Annotated in this window: 17 protein-coding genes and 2 pseudogenes; 13 read left to right on the forward strand and 6 right to left on the reverse strand. The window is 42.3% G+C overall.

Features of this window, described 5'->3' with window-relative positions:
• Nucleotides 1-97: 97 nt before the first annotated feature.
• Both F973_RS05285 and ompR read right to left on the reverse strand, forming a co-directional pair.
• Nucleotides 98-1,549, reverse strand: a complete 1,452-nt coding sequence (locus tag F973_RS05285) for an ATP-binding protein (protein WP_004760497.1) — start codon at nt 1,547-1,549, stop codon at nt 98-100.
• A gap of 17 nt (nt 1,550-1,566) precedes the next feature.
• Nucleotides 1,567-2,331, reverse strand: coding sequence for an osmolarity response regulator transcription factor OmpR (gene ompR / locus F973_RS05290; protein ID WP_004678831.1), 765 nt, complete (start codon nt 2,329-2,331; stop codon nt 1,567-1,569).
• Between the two features lie 340 nt (nt 2,332-2,671).
• Here ompR and F973_RS05295 point away from each other — a divergent pair, with 340 nt between their 5' ends.
• The 3 genes and pseudogenes from F973_RS05295 to F973_RS14535 form a co-directional block, all read left to right on the forward strand.
• On the forward strand, nt 2,672-5,029 hold the full coding sequence (locus F973_RS05295) for a Tex family protein (protein WP_004760498.1): 2,358 nt from the start codon (nt 2,672-2,674) through the stop codon (nt 5,027-5,029).
• A 362-nt stretch (nt 5,030-5,391) separates the two neighbouring features.
• Entirely contained in the window at nt 5,392-7,152 is a 1,761-nt protein-coding gene (locus F973_RS14175) for a hypothetical protein (RefSeq protein WP_051062106.1), read from the forward strand.
• 92 nt (nt 7,153-7,244) lie between these two features.
• A pseudogene (locus F973_RS14535) lies at nt 7,245-7,444 on the forward strand (BrnA antitoxin family protein); the annotation flags it as partial.
• Between the two features lie 125 nt (nt 7,445-7,569).
• Here F973_RS14535 and F973_RS05305 read toward each other — a convergent pair.
• Both F973_RS05305 and F973_RS05310 read right to left on the reverse strand, forming a co-directional pair.
• Nucleotides 7,570-8,457 (reverse strand): SDR family NAD(P)-dependent oxidoreductase, encoded by an 888-nt coding sequence (locus F973_RS05305; RefSeq protein ID WP_004760502.1) that lies wholly within the window; start codon nt 8,455-8,457, stop codon nt 7,570-7,572.
• A gap of 247 nt (nt 8,458-8,704) precedes the next feature.
• The gene (locus F973_RS05310; protein WP_004678824.1) at nt 8,705-9,982 is read right to left on the reverse strand and encodes an O-acetylhomoserine aminocarboxypropyltransferase/cysteine synthase family protein; all 1,278 of its coding nucleotides are present in this window, start codon (nt 9,980-9,982) and stop codon (nt 8,705-8,707) included.
• Nucleotides 9,983-10,283: 301 nt separating this feature from the next.
• Between F973_RS05310 and ettA the strand changes: the two genes are divergently transcribed.
• The 9 genes from ettA (at nt 10,284) to F973_RS05350 (ending at nt 21,273) form a co-directional block, all read left to right on the forward strand.
• Complete coding sequence (ettA, locus tag F973_RS05315; RefSeq protein WP_004760504.1) at nt 10,284-11,945, forward strand: energy-dependent translational throttle protein EttA; 1,662 nt, start codon at nt 10,284-10,286, stop codon at nt 11,943-11,945.
• Nucleotides 11,946-12,131: 186 nt separating this feature from the next.
• Nucleotides 12,132-12,539, forward strand: a complete 408-nt coding sequence (locus F973_RS05320; RefSeq protein ID WP_367682870.1) for a cation efflux protein, CzcI-like — start codon at nt 12,132-12,134, stop codon at nt 12,537-12,539.
• 303 nt (nt 12,540-12,842) lie between these two features.
• Nucleotides 12,843-13,454, forward strand: a complete 612-nt coding sequence (locus F973_RS05325; protein ID WP_004683451.1) for a methyltransferase family protein — start codon at nt 12,843-12,845, stop codon at nt 13,452-13,454.
• Nucleotides 13,455-13,594: 140 nt separating this feature from the next.
• Nucleotides 13,595-13,765 (forward strand): hypothetical protein, encoded by a 171-nt coding sequence (locus F973_RS15210; RefSeq protein WP_004683450.1) that lies wholly within the window; start codon nt 13,595-13,597, stop codon nt 13,763-13,765.
• Between the two features lie 142 nt (nt 13,766-13,907).
• Nucleotides 13,908-14,312: a cation efflux protein, CzcI-like gene (locus F973_RS05330; RefSeq protein ID WP_004683448.1), complete on the forward strand. Its 405-nt coding sequence runs from the start codon at nt 13,908-13,910 to the stop codon at nt 14,310-14,312.
• Nucleotides 14,313-14,368: 56 nt separating this feature from the next.
• Nucleotides 14,369-15,796, forward strand: coding sequence for a TolC family protein (locus F973_RS05335; RefSeq protein ID WP_004756960.1), 1,428 nt, complete (start codon nt 14,369-14,371; stop codon nt 15,794-15,796).
• Between the two features lie 3 nt (nt 15,797-15,799).
• Complete coding sequence (locus F973_RS05340; RefSeq protein WP_004760506.1) at nt 15,800-17,047, forward strand: efflux RND transporter periplasmic adaptor subunit; 1,248 nt, start codon at nt 15,800-15,802, stop codon at nt 17,045-17,047.
• Nucleotides 17,037-20,201, forward strand: coding sequence for an efflux RND transporter permease subunit (locus tag F973_RS05345; protein ID WP_004760508.1), 3,165 nt, complete (start codon nt 17,037-17,039; stop codon nt 20,199-20,201). The genes F973_RS05340 and F973_RS05345 overlap by 11 nt, the downstream gene beginning before the upstream one ends.
• Before the next feature lie 127 nt (nt 20,202-20,328).
• Nucleotides 20,329-21,273 carry a cation diffusion facilitator family transporter gene (locus F973_RS05350; RefSeq protein ID WP_004760509.1) on the forward strand — a complete coding sequence of 315 codons (945 nt, stop codon included), beginning with the start codon at nt 20,329-20,331 and terminating at the stop codon, nt 21,271-21,273.
• Between the two features lie 31 nt (nt 21,274-21,304).
• Here the strand turns inward: F973_RS05350 and F973_RS05355 are convergent, their stop codons facing one another.
• Nucleotides 21,305-21,643: a hypothetical protein gene (locus F973_RS05355; RefSeq protein ID WP_004760510.1), complete on the reverse strand. Its 339-nt coding sequence runs from the start codon at nt 21,641-21,643 to the stop codon at nt 21,305-21,307.
• Nucleotides 21,644-21,708: 65 nt separating this feature from the next.
• A pseudogene (locus F973_RS15590) lies at nt 21,709-21,984 on the reverse strand (helix-turn-helix domain-containing protein); the annotation flags it as partial.
• 159 nt (nt 21,985-22,143) lie between these two features.
• Between F973_RS15590 and F973_RS05365 the strand changes: the two are divergent.
• Nucleotides 22,144-22,374, forward strand: a complete 231-nt coding sequence (locus F973_RS05365; RefSeq protein ID WP_034432345.1) for a hypothetical protein — start codon at nt 22,144-22,146, stop codon at nt 22,372-22,374.
• Nucleotides 22,375-22,489 lie beyond the last annotated feature (115 nt).

Below are 22,489 nucleotides of genomic sequence, written 5' to 3' on the forward strand. Positions count from 1 at the left end.
TGGAAAAGTGAATTGAACTACGGCTAAGGTCTAATAGGTGAAATGGAGGATAATTTTATCAACAAGAGGAAAGGTCAGCTGGCGGTCATGCCAATGTCTAGAAATGACCGCTTAGGGTTTGCTTGATCTTGTCGATGGTATTGCTATGTGATTCATCTTCGGGTGTGGGAATAGGTAGGGAAATCACCACTTCCAGACCGCCTTGTTCTCGGTTACGAATGTTGATCTGTCCATGATGGATATCCACAATACGTTTCACAATGGCAAGGCCCAGACCACTTCCCTGAATGGTACGTGCGGAATTGCCACGTACAAAAGGTTGCATCAGTTCCTCCACCTGATCGGGCGGGATGCCCTCACCATGATCTGCAACAGTAATTAAAATATACTGGTCGACATGACTGGCAGACAGTTCGATGGGTTCGGCACCATAACGCTTGGCATTATTGATCAGGTTGGCAATCAGGCGCTTGAGTGACAGGCTGCGTGCAGGAATCACGGGAAGTTCCTGTGCCTCAAAACGGATGTCCAGCGGCTTGAACTGCACCACCAGTTCTTGCAGCAAGCTGTTGATATTGGTATCCGTCAGCTCCTCATCCGAACCATCTCGCATATAGGAAATAAACTGATTCAGGATGGCATCCATATCATCCACATCATAAATCAGCCCCTCACGGAAAAACTCATCAGGCAGCATTTCCGCGGTCAGGCGAATACGGGTTAATGGAGTGCGCAAATCGTGGGAGATGCCCGCCAGCATGATCTGTCGATCACGCTCGGTTTGCTCCAGTGTATATACCATGTGGTTAAAGGCCTGATTGACCTGACGGATTTCCAGTGGTCCGTGGTTGGTATCCAGATAGGGTGCCTTGCCTGTTTTACTGTAGTTGTTGGCTGCATTCTGTAGACGGCGCAAGGGGCGGTTCATCTGCCGCACCAAGGTCAGGATAATAGCGGAGGACAGGAGCGGCACACCAAACAGCCATGATGCAATCAGTTCAACACTGTAGTTGGTGTAAGTCTTGAGGGGTTCCCTGACCCAGTTGCCATTCATTTCAGGTGTCTGAATCCAGATACGTGGAATCGGCTTGAATTTAAAATAAACGGTAACTTTCTCGATGCCCAGCTCTTTGGCAAGCTTTTTCTCAATTTGATTGGTGAAAAATTCAGCCAGAAATTTATTTTCTAATTTTGGAAATTCTGCTGGATCGGTGACATATTCAATTCCAATACGGTTTTTTAGCCATGTGTCGATATCGACTTCATTATCACGGTGTAGGATGCGAATGTCAGGATTGTTGACCAGTTCCAGCTCAATGGCCAGATAGCGTGCATGCTGTTGCAGTTCAGGAAGATAGAGGGTTCGCCAAAAGAACCACAAGGACATGAATAGGCTAAAGAACACCGTAAACAGTACCAGTACGGTGGTACGCATTGCGGCAGACCGTGGCTTGATCTTGTCTAAAAAACGTTCCCACTGGGTCCGTGGCTTTTCAGAGTAGGTCTCAAAGTCGGTAAATTCTTGTGGATCAATCGGTTCAAGCTTCAAGGTTGAGTTTCCCGCACTTACTCAGCACCATCTGGAACAAAAACGTAGCCCACGCCCCAAACGGTCTGGATGTAGCGGGCACGGGCAGGATTGTCCTCAATTAAGCGGCGTAAACGGGAAACCTGTACGTCAATCGAGCGTTCCATTGCCCCCCATTCACGGCCACGTGCTAAATTCATTAATTTATCACGCGTTAATGGTTCACGTGGATGTTGAACTAAGGCTTTGAGTACAGCAAACTCACCTGTGGTTAATGTGACCACCTGTCCCTCACGGGTTAAAGTACGTGTAGACAAATCCAGTGCCCACGGCCCAAAACTGACCACTTCAACCTGCTGGCTTGGCGCGCCTGGCACCTCGCGAACCTGACGGCGCAGTACCGCACGGATACGGGCCAACAGTTCATTCGGGTTGAATGGCTTTGGCAGATAGTCATCTGCACCTGCTTCCAGACCTGCAATACGGTCAGAGTCACTGCCACGTGCGGTCAGCATGATGATTGGGGTGTCGATATTAGATTGACGTAAACGACGGCAAATACTTAAACCATCTTCAACAGGCAACATAAAATCTAAAACGATAAGCGAAAATAATTCACGTTGTAGCAAACGGTCCATCTGGGTGGCGTCATGTGCGGTTTTTACCACAAAGCCCTTGTCTTCAAGAAAACGTTGTAACAGTGTACGCAAGCGCACATCATCATCGACGACTAGGATGCGTTCGACCCGATCGGTTTCATGGTGTACGGTTTCCGTTGATTCGGCAGGTACAACTAAACTCATGATGTGCTCCTTTTATCGTTTATTGTCATCGTCTTTATGCAATGCGATTGTGAAATGTCAATAGACCCTGAAGTATACGATTCATTGCACAGTTTTGGCTATGTTATAAAGCAACAAATATTGCCAATAAAATCAAGAGATAGATACCAAATATATACAGGCAAAATGATGACAATCAACCTATTTTTTAATATTTAGCCTAAAAAACGCCGTTATTTTAGAAACATTGACGGATTTGCAAAAACTACTGATTAAATATTCAAAAAAACAATAGTGGATTTTATGGCCATGAACTTTATAATCAGTGCTTTTAGACTTAACCCTTGTGGAATCAATCACGATGACTGACTTAGTTCAGCAGTTGGCAAATGAACTTGCCGTACGTCCAAACCAAGTAGAAGCTGCTATTCGTTTAATTGATGAAGGCGCTAGCGTTCCTTTTATTGCACGTTACCGTAAAGAGGTCACGCAAGGCTTGGACGATACCCAATTACGTCAACTTGATACACGTTTGACTTACTTACGTGATTTATACGAACGTCGTGAGAAAGTGATCCAGTCTTTACAAGAACAAGATAAATTAAGTGATGATTTATTGGCGCGTGTCAATGCCGCAGAAACCAAGAACGCACTGGAAGAAATTTACGCACCTTACCGTCCAAAACGGACCAGCAAATCATTTAAGGCGAAAGAGGCGGGTTTAGGACCAATTGCTGAAAAAATTATTGCAGATCAAATTGATCCAACTGAGGCATTGGCTGGTTTTAGCCATGAAGACTATCCAGATGTTGAAAGCCAGCTTGATGCAATCCAGCATATTCTGATTGATGACTGGGCGCAAAACATTGCCTTGACCACTGAGTTAAAGCAAAGCTTTGCCAAAACCGCAGTGTTGAAAAGTGCGGTTGCTTCTGAAGATAAAAAAGAAGTGGGCAAAAAATTCCGTGATTATTTCGAGTTTTCTGAAAACTTGAACAAAGTACCATCACACCGTTTATTGGCGATGTTACGTGGTCGTCAAGAAAATGTATTAGGTTTAAAAGTGGACGGCGAAGATGATACGCCGTTAGCTCGTATTGAAACTGAATATAATCTTGATCAAATTCAGCCTCAAAGCCGTCAAGATTATTTAAAACAAACTGCAAAATTATTTTGGCTTGGTAAGATTCGTCCGCAAATCGAACATTCATTATTGACTGATAAGCGTTTAGCTGCTGAAGCTGAAGCCATGGATGTGTTCGCTGAGAACCTGCGCCATCTACTGCTATCTGCACCAGCAGGCAGCCGTACTACTCTGGGTGTTGACCCTGGTATCCGTACAGGCGTAAAGCTTGCTGTTGTCAGCAATGCAGGCGATGTTCTAGCACATAGCACGATTTACCCGTTTGCACCGAAAGAAGATAAAGAGGGTTCAATTGCTGAGTTAGCTCGTTTATGCAGAGAGTTCCACGTGGAACTTATTGCAATTGGTAATGGTACAGCGAGTCGTGAAACCGAAGCTGTGGTTGCAGAAATGATGGCAGCCAATACCGATCTGAAACTGACACGTATCACAGTGAGTGAGGCAGGTGCATCAGTTTATTCAGCAAGTGAACTCGCTTCGCAAGAATTGCCAGAGCTTGATGTGTCGATTCGTGGTGCAGTGTCGATTGCACGCCGTTTGCAGGACCCGTTGGCCGAACTTGTGAAGATTGATCCAAAATCCATTGGTGTGGGCCAGTACCAGCATGATGTGAACCAGACAGGTTTGGCAAAAACACTGGATGCCGTGGTGGAAGACTGTGTGAACGCGGTGGGTGTTGATGTAAATACCGCTTCTCCAGCAATCCTTGCCTATATTGCAGGTTTAAACAAGGCCATTGCCCAGCAAATTGTTGAATACCGTAAAGAACATGGTCGTTTTGACAACCGTCAGGCATTGAAGAAAGTACCACGTTTGGGCGAACGTACGTTTGAGCAGTCAGCAGGTTTCTTGCGTATTCAGAATGGTTCAGAGCCATTGGATGCATCTGCTGTTCACCCTGAAAGCTATGGTTTGGTGGAAAAAATTGTTGCGGCAAAAGCAACAACGGTAAAAGATATCATTGGCAATACTGAAATCATTCGCCAAGTCAAAGCGGATGAATTTGTGGATGACAAATTCGGCTTACCCACCATTCAGGATGTTTTAGCAGAACTGGAAAAACCAGGCCGTGATCCACGTCCAGAGTTCCGCACTGCCAAATTCCGTGAGGATATCACTGAAGTTGCCCAGCTTACTGAGGGTATGCAGCTTGAGGGTGTGGTGACCAATGTCACCAACTTTGGTGCTTTCGTCGATGTGGGTGTACATCAGGATGGTCTAGTTCATATCTCTGAGCTGGCGAATGAATTTGTTTCTGATCCGCATAAAGTGGTGAAACCAGGTCAAATCGTGCAGGTGCGTGTGATGCAGGTGGATGTGGAACGTAACCGCGTCAACCTGAGTATGCGTGCTGAGGGTTCTGCACCTGCAAAAGCGCCTCGCCAACAGCAGCGTCCACAGCAAGACCGTGCGGAACGTTCAGAACCTAAGCCACAGGGACAGCGTCCACCACGTAAAGAAGGTGACTTTAAGCGTCCACAACAGAGCAAGCCAAAAACTGAAAAACCACAAGAGCAAAAAATTGGTGGTTTAGGTGCCTTGTTGTTGCAAGCGGGTGTGAAAGGCTCGAAGTGATTGTGTAGTCGTTAATACATAAGCCTTCTAAATATGAACTGCACCCTGAAAGTTGGACACATTTGGTCTAATTTGAAGGGTGCTTTTTTTGGGCTTGAAAATCATTAAAAACGCAAGGTTAGCGCTAGTAATGGTAGTTGGCAATTTATGGTTGTAAGTATTAAGGATGTAATGATGGATTGAGATAAATTTAATGCAGAGTTGTGATTAGAGTAAGTTTATACATTGGAGTTGAAATAAACACTTACAAGTAAAGGCAGCAAAAGCGAGCTTTACTGGTTTTGGTATCCCTATTTGTGGATGGTAAAGTCATTCGGCTTTCTATATATTCAAAGCTGTTTGTTTTTTTTGGGGTACCACAAATGAAGAAATTAACCTTGGCGATGCTGTGTGGAAGCTTGATGATGGGGCTTGGCGCTTGTAATTCAAGTGATGATAGCAACGAGAGTAATGCACCAAGTGTACAACAACCATCTACAAAACAAGAAATTTCAGGTACTGCGGCAGCAGGTGCACCCATCGTCGGGAAAGTGACGGTAAAAGATGCCAAAGGAGTGCAAAAAACAGTTGATATTGCAGCCGATGGTAAATACAGCGTAGATGTGTCAGGCATGACAGCGCCTTTTGTTTTTCATGCCTATGGAAAAGTGGGTGGGCGGGATGTCAGTTTAGTCTCAGCGGCAACCAGTGAAGATATCAACAAAACTATTAATATTACGCCATTTACCGATTTAATCGTGGCGAATATTGCTGGGCAAGCTGCGGTTAAATATTTTGATAGCCCTCAATTTGATAAGTTAACGACAGACGAATTAAATCTTGCCAAAACGGCTTTAACCAATCGACTGTTGCCAATACTCAAAGATTTAAATATTGCCGATGGGTTTGATTTATTGCGTTCTGCGTTTAAAGCAGATCACTCTGGTTTTGATGCCGTTATGGATGCTGTGCAGGTATCTGTAGATGAAAATACCAATAAAGCATTAATTAAAGATATGATTAATCAGACTCAAATTGAGGATGATTTGACCAGTAAAGTTGACAATAGTATTTTGCCTAGCCCAGTTGTACCTTTAGCTGGAGCGACCTCCGATTTACAGGCAATCAGCGCACAACTACAAGCATTTACAGCATTATTTGCGCAGGGTATACCTAGTGTTGCTAGTTTAAGCCCATTCTTTTTAGGTGACGGTAGCTTTTTGCACGAAGGTATTGATTTAACGACATTTTTAGAGGTCGAGTTATTAAATCCAACCAATAAAGGGCTGGTTTTATCTTCGCCTGTGATTGTTAAACGTATTAGTGATAACGAACTGAATATCCGGGTGCAAATTGCAGACCAATCTGGATGGACCGATTCGGATGAGTGGATTTTCAAAAAAGAGGGTAATCTTTGGAAGATAAAAGGTAACCAAAGCCCTGTAGAGCAAGATATGGAATCGGTCAATGTACGTACAGTGGCAGGAATGTATGGCAATAATGAAACTATTTATGCGAGAAAATTAGAATCTTGGGTGGGTTATGCACCCAATACTGTTGCGTATATTCAAATTAGTGGACCGGGTTTAACAAGTCCTGTACTTATGGCACGCCAGACCAATAATTGGGTCGGATGGGGTTTTGTGAAAAGTGACAACAGTATTGACCCAACAACATGGTTGAGCGAGTGTGGTGAACAAGCATATTTGTCACCCTGTGTGAATTTTAGTCAGGTCGGCAATAATGCCGTGTATACTTTCCAGCCGTTAAATAGTAATAAACAAACGATTTTAACGAGCTACACTAAAACTTTAGAGCGCCCACCTGTTTCCAATGCCGATGCAAAAACCAATGCGGAAAAATGGTTTGCGAACGTAGTGAAAACCACACCACAAAATTATTTGACCATCCAAAATGGAACCAATATTGCGGTTGAAATTATGAAACCAACAGACAGCCGTTATCACTATAGTTCGATCAACTATGGTGTGAATGATGAAGTGATTCAAGTTGATGGATTGGCAGCAGATGGTAAAACGGCAAATGTGACATGGAGTGGCGGCACGCCGAGCTCTCGACCATTTATTAATGTGTGGTCTTATGGTGAATATGGTCGTGCTTTTGTGACACTTACAGGTCATTAAGACAATAAACTTTAAGCGTTCAAAAATGTGCGGCAATTGCTGCGCATTTTTATTGATCATGCAGATTCTTGAGAGGGTGTTTTTTAAACAAAATATCGGATATTGATCAACTTGATGAAATTTTTTGGAAAAATGCCGTCCAAAACCAGTCCTATAAGTCAAAAAAGTGACGACCATACGTATTAATGCCGACGTGATGCAATAGCTAAAAGCCCAAGATAAAGGCTACCAAACACGTATGAATGAAATTTTACGTGATGCAATGCTAAAAGAATTAAAGAACCATCAATAACAATGGGGGCTCGCGTTCTTTTAACATACATATCCGTCATAACGAAGTACATCGCTCAGTTGCAGAATCAAGACGTAAGCACACAAAAAAGCCAGTCAATCGACTGGCTTAAGTTTGTATAGCGTTTACCAATGTTCACCTGGGAACAGGCGGGCATAGGCACGCTGTATGATCGTTAATTTCTCTTGTTCACCAATAGAGGCAGTTGAACTTGGGAACAAGTTAAAGCCAATTGACATCAGGATGTTGTTAATGTCTGGTGCAATTGTATAAGTAATTGAAGCAATACGACCCAGGTTGGTTGCGATTTTCTTTGGACGTTTTACAATGGCAGTCGCAATTAAATCTGCTGCTTCCTCAGGAGATAAGGTTGGAACATATTTATACATCTTGGTTGGTGCGATCATTGGGGTACGCACTAAAGGCATATAAATTGAAGTAATTGCAATCTTGTGTGAATGCACTTCAGCAGATAAACAACGGCTAAATGCATCCAGTGCCGCTTTAGACGCTACATAAGCTGAGAAGCGAGTTGCATTTGCAAGTACGCCAATTGAGCTGATGTTAATGATTTGACCGTCTTTACGTTGCATCATGTGTGGCAAGATATTCAATACCAAACGTACTGCACCGAAGTAATTTAATTGCATTGTACGTTCGAAATCATGGAAACGGTCAATTGATTCATGTACAGCACGGCGAATTGAACGTCCTGCATTGTTGATCAAAATATCAATGTGATCTACGCTTGCCAAAATTTCTTTTGACACAGCATCAATTGATTCCATATCGTTGAGATCGCATGGAAAGACCGATGCCTTGCCACCCTCTGCCTCAATTTCCGCCTTGACTTCATCCAGTTTATCTTTGGTACGTGCAAGCAACAACACATGAGCGCCAGCTTGAGCAAGATATTTTGAAACCGTTAAACCAATACCACTCGATGCACCAGTGACAATGATTGTTTTACCGTTGACTTTTTGCTGAAAAAGTTTTTTAAGTTTTGCGTTCATGTACGTGTCCTACATTAATCAACATGTTGTTTGCATTGCCGTCATGGTTGTGATTAGGCACTGCATTTTATTTTGTATGTATATTAACCGACATTTTTTGTTTGTCTAGTTCAAATGTTTGAAATTTAATAATTTTTAGAGTAAAAACTCTAAAAAAATAAACCTATAGTTGAAAATGATATTATATTTTTTCGAATTTTGCATATAAAAAAAGCCCTATGTTAAGGGCTCATTGATTTTATTGACTTTAAACCTGAGCAAGCGCCTGTTCAAGGTCGGCAATCAGGTCATCAACATGCTCGATACCAATGGACAAGCGAACCAAGTCTTCACTGACCCCTGCCGATTTAAGTTCCTCCTCATTGAGCTGGCGGTGGGTGGTGGTTGCTGGGTGGCAGGCCAGACTTTTGGCATCCCCAATATTCACCAGACGTGTAAATAGCTGTAATGCATCAATAAAGCGAGTGCCGCCCTCCAGACCATCCTGTACCCCAAAGGAAAGGATCGCAGATGGTTTCCCTTTCACATATTTTTGTGCCAAGTCATGCTGTGGATGGTCTTTCAGACCTGCATAGTTCACCCATTTCACTTTTGGATGTTGTTTTAAGTATTCAGCAATTTTGATGGCATTTTCAGTATGGCGCTCCATGCGCAGGTTGAGGGTTTCCAGTCCCTGCAAGATCAGGAATACGCTGAGTGGGCTAATGGCCGCTCCAGTATTGCGTAAAGGCACCACACGGGCGCGAGCAATATAGGCGGCCGCACCCAATGCCTCAACATAGTTGACACCGTGATAGCTGGGATCAGGGGTATTCAGTGCCTTAAAGCGTTCAGGATACTCACCCCAAGGGAACTTGCCGCTGTCAACAATCACACCACCGATACTGTTGCCATGACCACCAATATATTTGGTGAGGGAATGGATCACAATATCTGCACCAAATTCAAATGGCTTAAGCAGGGCAGGCGTTGCTACGGTATTGTCCACAATCACAGGCACACCATATTCATGGGCAATTTTGGCAATCGCTTCCAGATCAATGATATTGCCAAGTGGATTACCAATCGACTCAACGAAAACTAACTTAGTTTTGTCGTCAATGATTGAACGCAGTGCTTCTGGGTTCTGATAATCAAAAAAACGAACTTCGATGCCTTGCTTAGGCAGAGTATGAGCAAACAGGTTGTAAGTGCCGCCATACAGGGTTGAAACCGAGGCAATGTTGTCGCCAGCTTCAGCAATGGTCTGAATGGCATAGGTAATCGCGGCCATGCCCGATGCCACGGCAAGCGCTCCAATACCACCCTCTAGTGCCGCGATCCGCTGCTCCAGTACCGCCGTGGTTGGGTTCATGATACGGGTATAGATATTACCCTGGACCTTTAGGTCAAACAGGTCTGCACCATGCTGTGTGTTATCAAAGGCATAGGAGGTAGTTTGATAGATTGGCACGGCCACTGACTTGGTGGTGGCTTCTGGTGAATATCCTGCATGAATGGCTAAGGTTTCATCTTTATAGGTCATGGTTACATCATCTACGTGAGTTAAATAATCATCGAGTGTAGCTCAAAAGCTATCCAAAATGGTGCATAAATTATGCGATTTTTAGCATTTTTATTCATATAAATGAAATGGCGAGAACGGTACTTTCATCTTTTCTGGCAGGGTCCTTGCAAAGTTGCAATGTCTTGAAAAAGAAAATCCTTTGATTGGATGAAACAAAGATGATCTTAACTTCAAGTTGATCGGGTTTTCAGCGTATAATACGCCCGATTATTCATTCGCTTTTTTGCGATGTATTGGTTTTTCAATTGAGGAGTCCTGCGTGGCCCAATATATTTATACGATGAACCGAGTGTCGAAAATGGTTCCGCCCAAGCGCGAAATCTTAAAAGACATCTCTTTATCATTTTTCCCAGGCGCAAAAATTGGTGTGCTTGGTTTGAACGGTGCAGGTAAATCGACCTTGCTCCGTATTATGGCTGGCGTAGACAAAGATTTCTCAGGTGAAGCACGTGCACAACCAGGAATCAAGATCGGCTATCTGGAACAGGAACCGCCACTTGACCCAAGCAAGGATGTTCGTGGCAACGTTGAAGATGGCGTACGTGAAGCGCTGGACGCTTTAGAGCGTCTTGATCAGGTATTTGCTGAATATGCTGATCCTGATGCTGACTTTGACAAGCTTGCAAAAGAACAGGAAAAACTGGAAGCAATTATCCAGACCTGGGATGCACATAATTTAGATAACCAGTTGGAAATTGCAGCAAATGCCTTGAACCTGCCTGCATGGGATGCTGACGTGTCTTTGCTTTCAGGTGGTGAGCGTCGTCGTGTGGCATTGTGTCGTTTATTGTTGTCCAAGCCAGACATGCTGCTTCTTGACGAACCGACGAACCATTTAGATGCAGAATCAGTGTCCTGGTTGGAACGTTTCCTGAAAGATTTCCCAGGCACCATCGTTGCGATTACGCATGACCGTTATTTCTTGGATAACGTTGCTGAATGGATTCTTGAGCTTGACCGCGGTATGGGTATTCCGTATCAAGGTAACTATTCTTCTTGGTTAGAACAGAAGAATGCGCGTCTAGAGCAAGAAAACAAACAGGAAGAATCTTTTGCTAAAGCATTGAAAAAAGAACTTGAATGGGTTCGTTCAAATGCCAAAGGTCAGCAAAAGAAAAACAAGGCGCGTATGGAGCGTTTTGAAGAACTTAACTCGCGTGAGTTCCAACAGCGTAACGAAACTTCTGAAATTTATATTCCACCTGGTCCACGTTTGGGCAACAAAGTTGTGGAAGTGGAAGGCATTAGTAAATCATTTGACGGTCGCCTATTGTACGAAAACTTGACTTTTACTGTACCACCTACAGCGATTGTCGGGATTGTGGGTCCAAACGGTGCAGGTAAAACCACACTGTTCCGTATGATGACTGGTGAACAACAGCCAGATACAGGTACGGTGACTTTGGGTGAGTCGGTTAAAGTTGCGTATGTCGGTCAGATTCGTGACACCCTGGATAACAACAAAACTGTATGGGAAGAAGTTTCTGGCGGTTTGGATATCTTAAAAATCGGTGATTATGAAATCGCATCACGTGCTTATATCGGTCGCTTTAACTTTAAAGGCCAAGATCAGCAAAAACGCGTAGGTGAACTGTCTGGTGGTGAGCGCAACCGTTTACAACTTGCGAAAATCCTGCAAATGGGCGCGAACGTGATCCTGCTGGATGAACCATCAAACGATCTTGATATTGAAACTTTACGTGCGCTTGAGGATGCAATTCTTGTATTCCCAGGTACGGTAATGGTTGTATCGCATGACCGTTGGTTCCTTGACCGTATTGCAACGCATATCTTGTCGTTTGAAAATGAACAGCCTGAGTTCTACGAAGGTAACTATGCGGAATATGAAGCATACCGTCAGTCACGTTTAGGTGAAGATGCGGCCCAGAAACGCACCAAATATAAGAAGATTACAGGTTAATTGCCCGTAAACTAAAAGAAACCAGCTTTCGGGCTGGTTTTTTTATTGCTTAGATTATCATTTGAAGGACAAAAAATGGATTTATAAGATTGGTTACGTAATTAAAACAATCTCACTTAATAATGTAATTTTATTACATAAGCTTTCGTTGCTATGCTTCAATAAATTTTGAACAGTTGATCAAACGTGCGACGTTCTGCTGTATTTATGACAGTCTTATTGAGTTTGTTCATATTCCAAAGCATTTGGAATGTGGCTGCAGCTTATTGCACGCACGAAAATCCAACTGAACAAATTATCTCAGATTCGCATTTTGGTCATCATTTTTCTGAAAGCTCAACCAAAAATAGCAGTGATGCTGAGGTTGTTTTAAAGGTTTCAGATACATCGAAATCTATTAATGTCACCGATCATCATGATCATCTGCCAACCTGTACGAATGTAGTCTTTTTAGCTTCAGAACAACAACTAAATGAGCCAATTTTCAGAGCACATGAATTAAAACAAAAGTATTATTGGGCAAATTTCTACCAATCCCCTTATTTATCTGAATTTAATCCACCACCTGAATCAACCCCGCTATTAGTGGGGTAGCCAAAAAATAACCCACTAGAAATATATCTATTTCAAAGGGTTATTCTATGCTTAATTATACTTGTAAATACAGTACAACGATCTTCTCTGTAGATTACTCACGGAAACGTCCACATCCTTATGCTGATAAGACGATGCTATCTACAGTTTTATCAAGATTTTGTAAATCTTTACGGAACGTTTCCTTCATTCATGAATCCAATTTGTTCCAGTATTCATCCTCCATTCCTCATCAGCAAAAATATCATTTTAATGAAGTTCCTATTTCATCTTTAATGATTTGCAGTCATTGAGGTTTATAAAATGAATATTTTATTTTCCCCACGTGTTCGGACTGTGAGTTCAAGAGTTATTGGATTTACATTGGCGATTATTCTTGCATTGAGTTCTAGTGAATGGCATTTCCAGTCTTCATTTATAGAACATATTTTATGGTTCTTCGGATGGCTATTTGTAGGCATTGGTGTGATGGGGAGAATATGGTGCAGTCTTTATATTTCAGGATTTAAGAATGCAAAATTAGTGACCGAAGGTCCATATTCTCTTTGTAGAAATCCACTATATCTATTTAGTTATTTAGGCGGCGTTGGCATCATGTTTCTGACAGAGACGTTTGTCTTCCCAATCTTATTTACGATCTATTTTCTTGGTTATTACCATTATGTTATGCGTCAAGAAGAAGTGTTCTTGAGTAAAAAATATGGAACAAGATATTCAGATTATGTAAGCACAACCCCTCGCTTTTTACCAAGCTTCAAAAACTTTAAAGAGCCTGATTTTTATCAAGTATCTCCAAAAAATTTCCGTATTTTCTTGGTGCAGGTAGTTTGGTTCTTTTGGATTGCAGCACTGGTTCAATTATTTGAAAAGCTTCGGCTTTTAGGTGTAATCCCATCTATTTTTAGGTGGTTTTAAACAACTGTTTTTTTAGTTTCATTTTGGTCTTGGTACGAGTTATCTAAGCTTCAGAGCTTACTCAAACTAGGGCTGTTTATCTGATTTGGTTATTGGCGTTTTTCCAATAATTGATGAATTTTTTGAATAGGGTCTGAATTATGTTATCTAAAGTTAATTTAAAGTTATGTGCCGTAGTTTTCTGTCTTTTTGCTGGTACAGCGCACGCTGATGGTGGCTTGATGTTCTTGGAAAAGAATTTACAAGCGCAAAAGGAAACGAAAAACAAGCAAGTCAATCATGGTGAGCAGTTAAGTGCTCAACAAAAATAAGATTGAACATGAATACAGTCGAACTTAGTAGTTAAAGGTCAGCAATGTTGGTTTTTATTTAAACTGACCGAAATGTAATTTTATTACATCGAACTTACTTGCTATAGTTCATCTGTGCAATTTTTATCTAAAAGAGTAACCTTTGCAGCGTTCTAGTATTTTTATTACCGTCTTGCTCAGTTTGTTCATGTTTCAAAGTCTTTGGAACGTGGCGGCTGCGTATTGTGGACATGAAAATATCAATACGACAAATAGCAGCGTGGTTACGCACTTTGGTCATCATGTTCCAGAAAGTTCTATTGCATCTACTCATTATTCAGTGGTTTCCGATCAGGAAGCCTCTGATTTACCGATGTCTTTGAATTTACAGGATCACCATGATCATTTGCCATCCTGTTTTCATGTTGTGATGATTGAAGCACAGCAGCAACTTGATGAACCTTTGCTTAGAGTCAAAGAATTTAAGCAGAATTATATTTGGTCGAATTCCTACCAATCCCCGCATTTATCTAGATTAAACCCACCGCCGCTTTTTACCCCGCTATAGGTGGGGTAGCCGAAAAATAGCCCACCGCAATTTTCCTTTATTTGCGGGGCTTCATTATGTCTTCCAGTTTTAATCAGCGTAGTAATACGCTTAGGTCGTATGCACTAAAACCAAGTGCTTATGCGTTTTCATCAAAATGTTCAGTACTTTTGCTAACACTGGCAATGGTGATTTCTAATCAATCTGTGCAAGCAGAGTCATTGTTGGATGCCAATCAGTCACCCAATCGTGCTATGCAAAGAAATGCTAGTTTTGATCAGATCCTTGAACAGATTCGTAGCTATCAAGCGAATCAGTCGAGTTGGCAAACACAACAACAGATGGCGAGTGCACAGCTCAAACAAAGTGCTTTATGGGCCAATCCAAGTATTTCAGTGGAACAAACAGGCTTACAAAGTAATAAAGATCAAGAGCTCGCAATTGGTGTTTCACAACCTTTGGATCTTTTTGGTCAGCGTCGCGCAGCACAGAAAGTCGCTCAACTTTCGGCAACTCAAGTTGATTTAGAACAGCAACGTTACAATGCAGAGCTTGATTTGATTGTGCAATACGCATGGTCGCAAGTGGCGTTATTCCAATTAGAAAAGTCATTGATCGCAGAACAGTTGCAAGTGAGTCAGCAAAATTTAGATGCCACTTTAAAACGCTATCAGGCCGGTAGTATTGCTCAAGTTGATGTCGAACGTGTGCGTATGGCTCATTTAGAGAATCAGCGTATTTTTCAGCAGGCTGATTTACAGCTGCAAGTCGCACAGAAACAATTAGCCAGTTTCTGGGGCAGTGATGCGAATCAATTTATGATTGCACCAACTGTCAATGAGCTTTGGGCAAGAGCCACAGCTGTGAAGACTGATGAACAAAACATTGAGAATTTGTTTGAGCGTAGTTTGCAATTAGAAACACAACGTCAACAAGCCAATATCGAGCAGCTCAAAGCAAAATCTCGTCCTCAGCCGATTATGACCTTAGGGGTGAATCGGACTCGATCAGCAGATCAAAACACTGAAAATCAAATTCGTTTAGGCGTTGCGATTCCTCTTAATATTTTTAATCCACAAAAATACGGTATTCAGATTGCAGAGGCCAAACAAACACTGATTCAACAGCAACAGCGTTTCTACCGTCAACAAAACCAGATGGATATCGATGTTCGTCTTGCAGAATTACGTGGCTTACACATGCAATTTAAACAACTGAATGATCAGCAGGTGCCCTTGGCAACCCAAGTTCAGCAAAAAACCTTAGAAGGTTTTCGTCTTGGTAAATTTGCTGTGACTGACGTGCAGCAAGCGACCACCCAATTACAAGATGTTCGCTTGCGTAAAGTACAACTCCTTAAACAAGCATGGCAGTTGAGTGTAGAAGTTCAAAGTGCGCGTATGGGTCTTCCTGTCGAGCAAATCACAGCCAAAGATGCACTGATGCAATTGAATCAACGTGTTTGGCAACAAAGTAACGCTTTCCCAAGCCAAGTCGGAGAATAAGAAATGAATATCAAACAAAAAACACCTTCTCAGTGGCTTTGGATTGTGGTGATTGCCGTACTGACGATACTTTTGGCAGTCGGACTATTGTGGAATAACAAGAGCAAAACTGCTGAAAGTGCTGCACAGGGTGAACAAGAACATGCTCATCAGGAAAGTGAAAAAGCTGAATCTGCTCATGATGAAAATGGCGAGGAACATGAGGCTGAAGAAAGCCTTAGTTTAACCGCAGAGCAAATGCAGCAGCATCGTGTCAAATTGGCACAAGTGACATTGGGTGAAGTGAATCAGGTTCAAACGTTTCCTGCAAAACTGGTGGTGAATACCGATCGTCAGGCGCATGTTTCTCCAAGCTTTGCAGGTCGGGTTGAATCGGTCTACGTTGAGTTGGGTCAGCAAGTGAAACGTGGTCAGGCTTTGGCAAATCTGCTTGTTCCTGATTTGGTGGATCAACAGGCCAATTTACAAATTGCCCAGACCAATCTGGAGCTGGCAAAGCAGGATTATGAGCGTGAACGTAGTTTATGGTCTCAAGGTATTTCTGCCAAACAAGATTATCAACGTGCCTACAATGCTTATCGTCAAGCACAGATTCAGGTGCAGGCAGCCCGTTCGCGTCTTAGCGCCTTTGGTGCAGCTTCTGGTTCAAGTGGTCGCTATACGCTAACTGCACCGATCAGTGGTGTGATTAGTAATAAAGACATTGTCATTGGTGAAAATGTTCAACTTGCAGATCAACTATTTACCATTGATCAGTTAGATCAACTTTGGTTGGAATTTGTGTTGCCGACTATGGCAAATATCAATGTACAGCCCAATCAGCAGATTCGATTTAAATCACTGCAAACAGGCAATCTGTTTAATGCCCAAGTCCAAAGTTTAACGACTGAAGCAGATGCACAAACAGGTCGTTTACAGATTCGTGCCAAAGTGCTGTCAAATGCAACTGAATTACGTCCAAACTTGATGGTGAATGTTGAATTGCAAGCAGGTTCAAAAACATCTGCAATTCGCGTAAGTTCTGAAGCGATTCAGCAGGTGGACGGTAAAGATGTCGTTTTCGTTGCCCAACCGAATCAGAAAAAGGGTTTTGATTTCAAAGCGATTCCTGTTCAGATCGGTCAACGTACCCAAGATGGACAATGGGTCGAAATTACCCAAGGTTTGAGTGCGGGCCAGTCTTATGTAGCAACAGGTAGTTTCTTGTTGAAATCAGAACTTGAAAAAGGGGAGGCTGAACATGGGCATTAACTCTCCTCAATTCCCCAAGCCTGAAGGTTTATTTGATCGATTGATTCAATTTTCGATTCGTAATGCCATTTGGGTGATGCTATTTGTGATGACGTGGATTGCAGTTGGTATTTGGAGCTATCAAAAGCTTCCGATAGATGCAGTTCCTGATATTACCAATACTCAAGTACAAATTAATACCCAAGCGAATGGTTATACTGCCTTAGAGGTAGAACAGCGGATTACCTATCCGATTGAAACCGCCATGGCAGGGATTCCAAACTTAGAGCAAACTCGTTCAATTTCACGTTATGGTTTATCGCAAGTCACTATTATTTTCAAAGATGGCACTGATATTTACTGGGCGAGACAGTTAATTAATCAACGTTTGCAAGAAGCCGATGGGCAGTTGCCAGATGCAGTTGATCCACTCATGTCACCTGTTTCTACGGGCTTGGGCGAAATTTACCAGTGGGTGATTAAAGCTAAACCTGATGCCAAAAAAGAAGATGGTACGCCATATACTGCTATGGATTTGCGCGAGATCCAAGACTGGATTGTGCGTCCGCAATTGCAGCGAGTGAAAGGTGTAGCTGAAATCAATAGTATTGGTGGTTACAACAAAACCTATATCGTTTCTCCTGATTTAAAACGTTTGCAGCAGCTTCAAATTTCACTGACAGAGTTTCAAACAGCTCTACAGGAAAATAATGAAAACCGTGGTGCGGGATTTATTGAGGAAAATGGTCAGCAGCTTACTGTCCGTGTTCCGGGCATGTTGAGCACTGTTGAAGATATCCAAAATATTACCGTAAGTGTCAAAAATGGTTTACCTATACGTGTAGCCGATATTGCAACGGTTGCGATTGGGCATGATTTACGTACAGGTGCTGCAACCTATAATGGCGAAGAAACGGTATTAGGTATCGCCATGATGATGATGGGCGAAAACAGTCGTACCGTTGCCCAAGCGGTAGATGCAAAAATTCAAGAAATTCAGCCGACTTTACCCAAAGGGGTTGAAATTGAAACGGTTTATGATCGTACCAGTTTAGTCAATAAAGCCATCAAAACGGTTCAGAAGAACTTGGTTGAAGGTGCGATCCTCGTCATCGTGATTCTCTTTGTGTTCTTAGGTAATTTTCGTGCAGCTTTAATTACTGCCTGTGTCATTCCGCTTTCGATGTTGTTTACATTAACAGGAATGGCTGAGCAAAATATTAGTGCCAATTTGATGAGTCTAGGCGCATTAGACTTCGGGATTATTGTCGATGGTGCGGTAGTGATTGTCGAAAACTGTATTCGACGGCTCGCAGAAGCCCAACATCATGCAGGGCGATTATTAACAAGACAAGAACGCTTTAAAGAAGTCTTTTTGGCAGCCAAGCAAGCACGTAAACCACTCCTGTTTGGTCAGGCCATTATTATGGTGGTGTATCTACCCATTTTTGCTTTGACAGGTGTAGAAGCGAAAATGTTCCATCCAATGGCAATGACGGTGGTAATGGCATTGCTGGGTGCGATGATTTTGTCGGTGACTTTTGTTCCAGCGGCTGTGGCGTTATTTATTACAGGTGAGGTGAAAGAAAAAGAATCTCGTTGGATGCAAGCGCTAAAAAGAAAATATCAACAAATCCTAGATTGGGCATATCAATTTAAGATGGTGGTTGTGACTTTAGCGGTGAGTATTTTAGTTTTGACTGGTGTATTGACCACGCAAATTGGTAGTGAGTTTGCACCACAATTGAGTGAAGGGGATTTTGCTTTACAGCAAATGCGCTCTCCAAGTACAGGTTTGGAACAATCTTTAAGAATGCAGGAAAACACTGAAAAACTAATCTTAAAGAATTTCTCAGAAGTTAAAGCTGTTTTTGCTCGAACAGGTACGGCTGAAGTTGCAACGGATGTAATGCCACCCAATATTTCCGATGCGGTGATTTTATTAAAACCACGAGATCAGTGGGAAAATCCAAAGGAAACTATTGATGAGTTACGGACACGGATGCAGGCATTTCTGGAAAATATTCCAGGCAACAACAGTGAGTTTTCACAACCGATTGAACTACGTTTTAATGAATTGATCTCAGGTGTACGTAGTGATGTCGGGATCAAAGTCTTTGGCGATGATATGGATGTGCTGAATACTCAAGCACAGACAATTGCGCAACAAGTCCAGAAAATCTCGGGAGCGACTGCAGTTAAGGTTGAGCAAACGACGGGCTTGCCTGTACTCAATGTCGATATCAATAATGCACTTGCAGCGCAATATGGCTTATCTGTGAAATCGATTCAAGATGTTGTTGCAGCGAGTGTCGGTGGTCAGAATGTCGGTCAGATTTTACAAGGTGACCGCCGTTTTGATTTTGAAATCCGTTTACCCGATGAACAACGCACAGCACAGAACTTAGCGCAGTTACCTATTCAATTGCCGAATGGTGGTTTGATCCAGTTGCAAGATATTGCCAAGGTGGAAACCATTTCAGGTATGAATCAGGTCGGACGTGAAAATGGTAAACGTCGTGTCATTGTGACTGCCAATGTGGAAGGGCGTGATTTGGGTTCATTTGTCCAAGAGTTACAAGCAACCCTTAAACAACAACCTTTGCCTGCGGGATATTGGTTGGAATATGGTGGGCAGTTTGAGAATTTGGCTTCTGCTGCAGCACGTATGCAGATCGTGATTCCACTCGCGTTAATTACCATCTTTGTTTTATTGATGGCTGTGTTCCATAACTTTAAAGAAAGTTTATTGGTCTTTAGCGGCGTGCCATTCGCATTGTCTGGTGGTTTGGTTGCACTTTGGCTTCGGGATATTCCACTGTCAATGTCGGCAGGTGTGGGATTCATCGCACTGTCAGGTGTCGCTGTATTGAATGGTCTTGTGATGCTGAGTTTTATTAAAGAACTTCGTGAGCAGTTTGATGTGCATAAAGCCACATGGCAGGGAGCAATCTTAAGATTACGTCCTGTATTAATGACGGCTTTTGTTGCTTCGCTTGGCTTTATTCCAATGGCAATTGCGACTGGTACTGGTGCAGAGGTGCAGCGTCCATTGGCAACGGTAGTGATTGGTGGAATTATTTCATCGACTTTGCTGACCTTGCTGATTTTGCCTGTAGTTTATCGCTGGATGAATGAAGCTAAGGAAGCAAAAAGTCAGGAAACCGCAATCTAATCCATTTATGCTATCTTCTTAGTAAAGCATTTTATTAAGAAGAAACTAAACCAGCCAAAGCATTTCAACTTTGGCTGACTTGTAAAACCCCTATGGGTTTTACGCCGATAATGATAAGGAGTCCAACATGAGTGGACATCAAGGGCATGATCATAGTTATGCTGTAGTTACTGAAGGCAACGCAAAAAAATTGACGATTGCGTTGGTGCTGACAACAACATTTTTAATCGTCGAAGTTATTGCGGGTTTAATTACACAAAGTTTGGCATTGCTGTCCGATGCAGCGCATATGTTTACTGATGCGGCAGCACTCGCGATTGCTTTGGCTGCGATTAAAATCGCTAAACGTCCAGCAGATAATAAACGCACATTTGGTTATCAGCGTTTTGAAATCTTGGCGGCATTGTTTAATGCCTCTATGCTGTTTTTTGTGGCGATGTATATTCTTTATGAGGCCTACCAGCGTTTTACCCAGCCGCCTGAAATTCAGAGTTTGGGGATGCTGATTGTTGCATCAATTGGATTGGTGATTAACCTGATCTCAATGAAAATTTTGATGTCGAGTGCAACTGAAAGTTTGAACATGAAAGGTGCTTATTTAGAAGTGCTCAGTGATGCTTTGGGTTCCCTGGGTGTCATTATTGGTGCGGTGATCATCTATTTCACCAACTGGTATTGGGTCGATACCATTATTGCAGTTGCGATTGGTTTCTGGGTGTTGCCAAGAACATGGATTCTGCTTAAGCAAAGTATTAATATTTTGCTGGAGGGTGTGCCTGAAGAGGTGGATATTGAAAAGCTGCGTAATGACTTACTGGCGCTGGATGGGGTTGAAAGTATCCATCAATTGAAAGTCTGGGCGATCACTTCAAAAAATATTCACCTGACTGTACATCTGTTCGCGCCAAATGCTGACCGAAAACAGCTGCATTATGCCGCAGCAGAGATGCTATCGCACGAGCATGGTATTGCCGAGGTGACCTTACAAATTGAAGATGATGCTGAAATGAATTGTCAGCATACGCATCAACATGATGAAGATGAGGAACATGGTCATTCACATCAGCATTAAGCTGATGTGAAACCTACTTCTTTTATGTGGTTTAATTCTGCCATTGGTGATTGCAGTCACGGCATTTCCAGTGCTTTTGTGCCTGCATAAAGGCCTGCATGGAGATTTTAAAATCTGGCAGATCACGCCAGAACAGAACACCTGCAATTACACAGACACCAAATACCGCAACGGTTGCGATTTGCAGTGTTTGTCCTGCACCATTACCAAAAACCCACATCCCAACACTGATCAGCACCAAAACCAGTAAAATAAAAATGGCGGGAACGAGAAGCACCAGGCTTTTTGGTACGTTGGGACGAGGGCTGTTGGCACCCTGACTGACAGGCATAATTTTCACGCTTAGACATTTAGGGCAACGGTATTGCATAGAGGATTCCTATAGTGTTTTGGCTATTTTAACTAAAATTATGCAAAAGCAGAAATGGGAGAATTTTAATTCCCTAAACTGCGTGCAAAGTTCAAAAGCCGCTGCTGTCTCTCATGATCCTGATGATCAAAGATGTTGGTCAATTCAGCGAATTCTTCGGTATCGGCATAAAAATAAGCTAAGGGTACATCCAGAACCTGAGCAATTCTTTCGGCTGTATTGTACTCAATGGTATGGATGCCATTTTCGTAGCGGCTGATTCTAGCACTGGGACAGGATTCATCTAAACCAATGGTAATGCCTAATTGTTCTTGTGAAATTTTTTTGAATTTACGTGTTGTTTTTAATCTTCTACAAAATCATGCTTTTGTATCTTCAATCATTCCAGCATGCCATACATTGTAAAAGTTACGAAATTCGTATATTTAATGTTGAATGTTTTTACGGTTTACGTAAAATTACGATATTCGTATATTTTGTTCCGATTTATGGGGGTTTTGATGAAGGTAAGTATTTTAGCTATTGGCATGATTTTGGCGATGAGTACATTTGTTGGTTGTTCTTCGGCTCAACCGATGTGGCGAAAAGCAGGCATAACTCCATTTGATATGAATAGCACATTGGCAAAATGCCGTTATGAAGTACGAGCTGCCAAAGTAGAGCAAAATGAGAGAAATGCAATGGTCAGCGATTGTATGGAGTCACAAGGATTTCGTTATACAAATTATTGATTTAAACTGATAAAAAGCTATTACTACTCTAGATGTAATGGCTTTTTTATATTAACTGGTCAAAATATCAGGATGTTTATCAATGATATTCATCAACGCCATTGCTGCATCTGTC

Origin of the sequence: Acinetobacter sp. CIP 102129, from assembly GCF_000368305.1 — a bacterium.
Lineage (GTDB): Bacteria > Pseudomonadota > Gammaproteobacteria > Pseudomonadales > Moraxellaceae > Acinetobacter > Acinetobacter parvus.

Bases quoted from the DNA above. Each gene is read 5' to 3' on its own strand.
- ompR (WP_004678831.1), bottom strand. From the start codon at position 2,331: ATGAGTTTAGTTGTACCTGCCGAATCAACGGAAACCGTACACCATGAA.
- F973_RS05295 (WP_004760498.1), top strand. From the start codon at position 2,672: ATGACTGACTTAGTTCAGCAGTTGGCAAATGAACTTGCCGTACGTCCA.
- F973_RS14175 (WP_051062106.1), top strand. From the start codon at position 5,392: ATGAAGAAATTAACCTTGGCGATGCTGTGTGGAAGCTTGATGATGGGG.
- F973_RS05305 (WP_004760502.1), bottom strand. From the start codon at position 8,457: ATGAACGCAAAACTTAAAAAACTTTTTCAGCAAAAAGTCAACGGTAAA.
- F973_RS05310 (WP_004678824.1), bottom strand. From the start codon at position 9,982: ATGACCTATAAAGATGAAACCTTAGCCATTCATGCAGGATATTCACCA.
- F973_RS05325 (WP_004683451.1), top strand. From the start codon at position 12,843: ATGAATATTTTATTTTCCCCACGTGTTCGGACTGTGAGTTCAAGAGTT.
- F973_RS15210 (WP_004683450.1), top strand. From the start codon at position 13,595: ATGTTATCTAAAGTTAATTTAAAGTTATGTGCCGTAGTTTTCTGTCTT.
- F973_RS05335 (WP_004756960.1), top strand. From the start codon at position 14,369: ATGTCTTCCAGTTTTAATCAGCGTAGTAATACGCTTAGGTCGTATGCA.
- F973_RS05340 (WP_004760506.1), top strand. From the start codon at position 15,800: ATGAATATCAAACAAAAAACACCTTCTCAGTGGCTTTGGATTGTGGTG.
- F973_RS05345 (WP_004760508.1), top strand. From the start codon at position 17,037: ATGGGCATTAACTCTCCTCAATTCCCCAAGCCTGAAGGTTTATTTGAT.
- F973_RS05350 (WP_004760509.1), top strand. From the start codon at position 20,329: ATGAGTGGACATCAAGGGCATGATCATAGTTATGCTGTAGTTACTGAA.
- F973_RS05355 (WP_004760510.1), bottom strand. From the start codon at position 21,643: ATGCAATACCGTTGCCCTAAATGTCTAAGCGTGAAAATTATGCCTGTC.
- F973_RS05365 (WP_034432345.1), top strand. From the start codon at position 22,144: ATGAAGGTAAGTATTTTAGCTATTGGCATGATTTTGGCGATGAGTACA.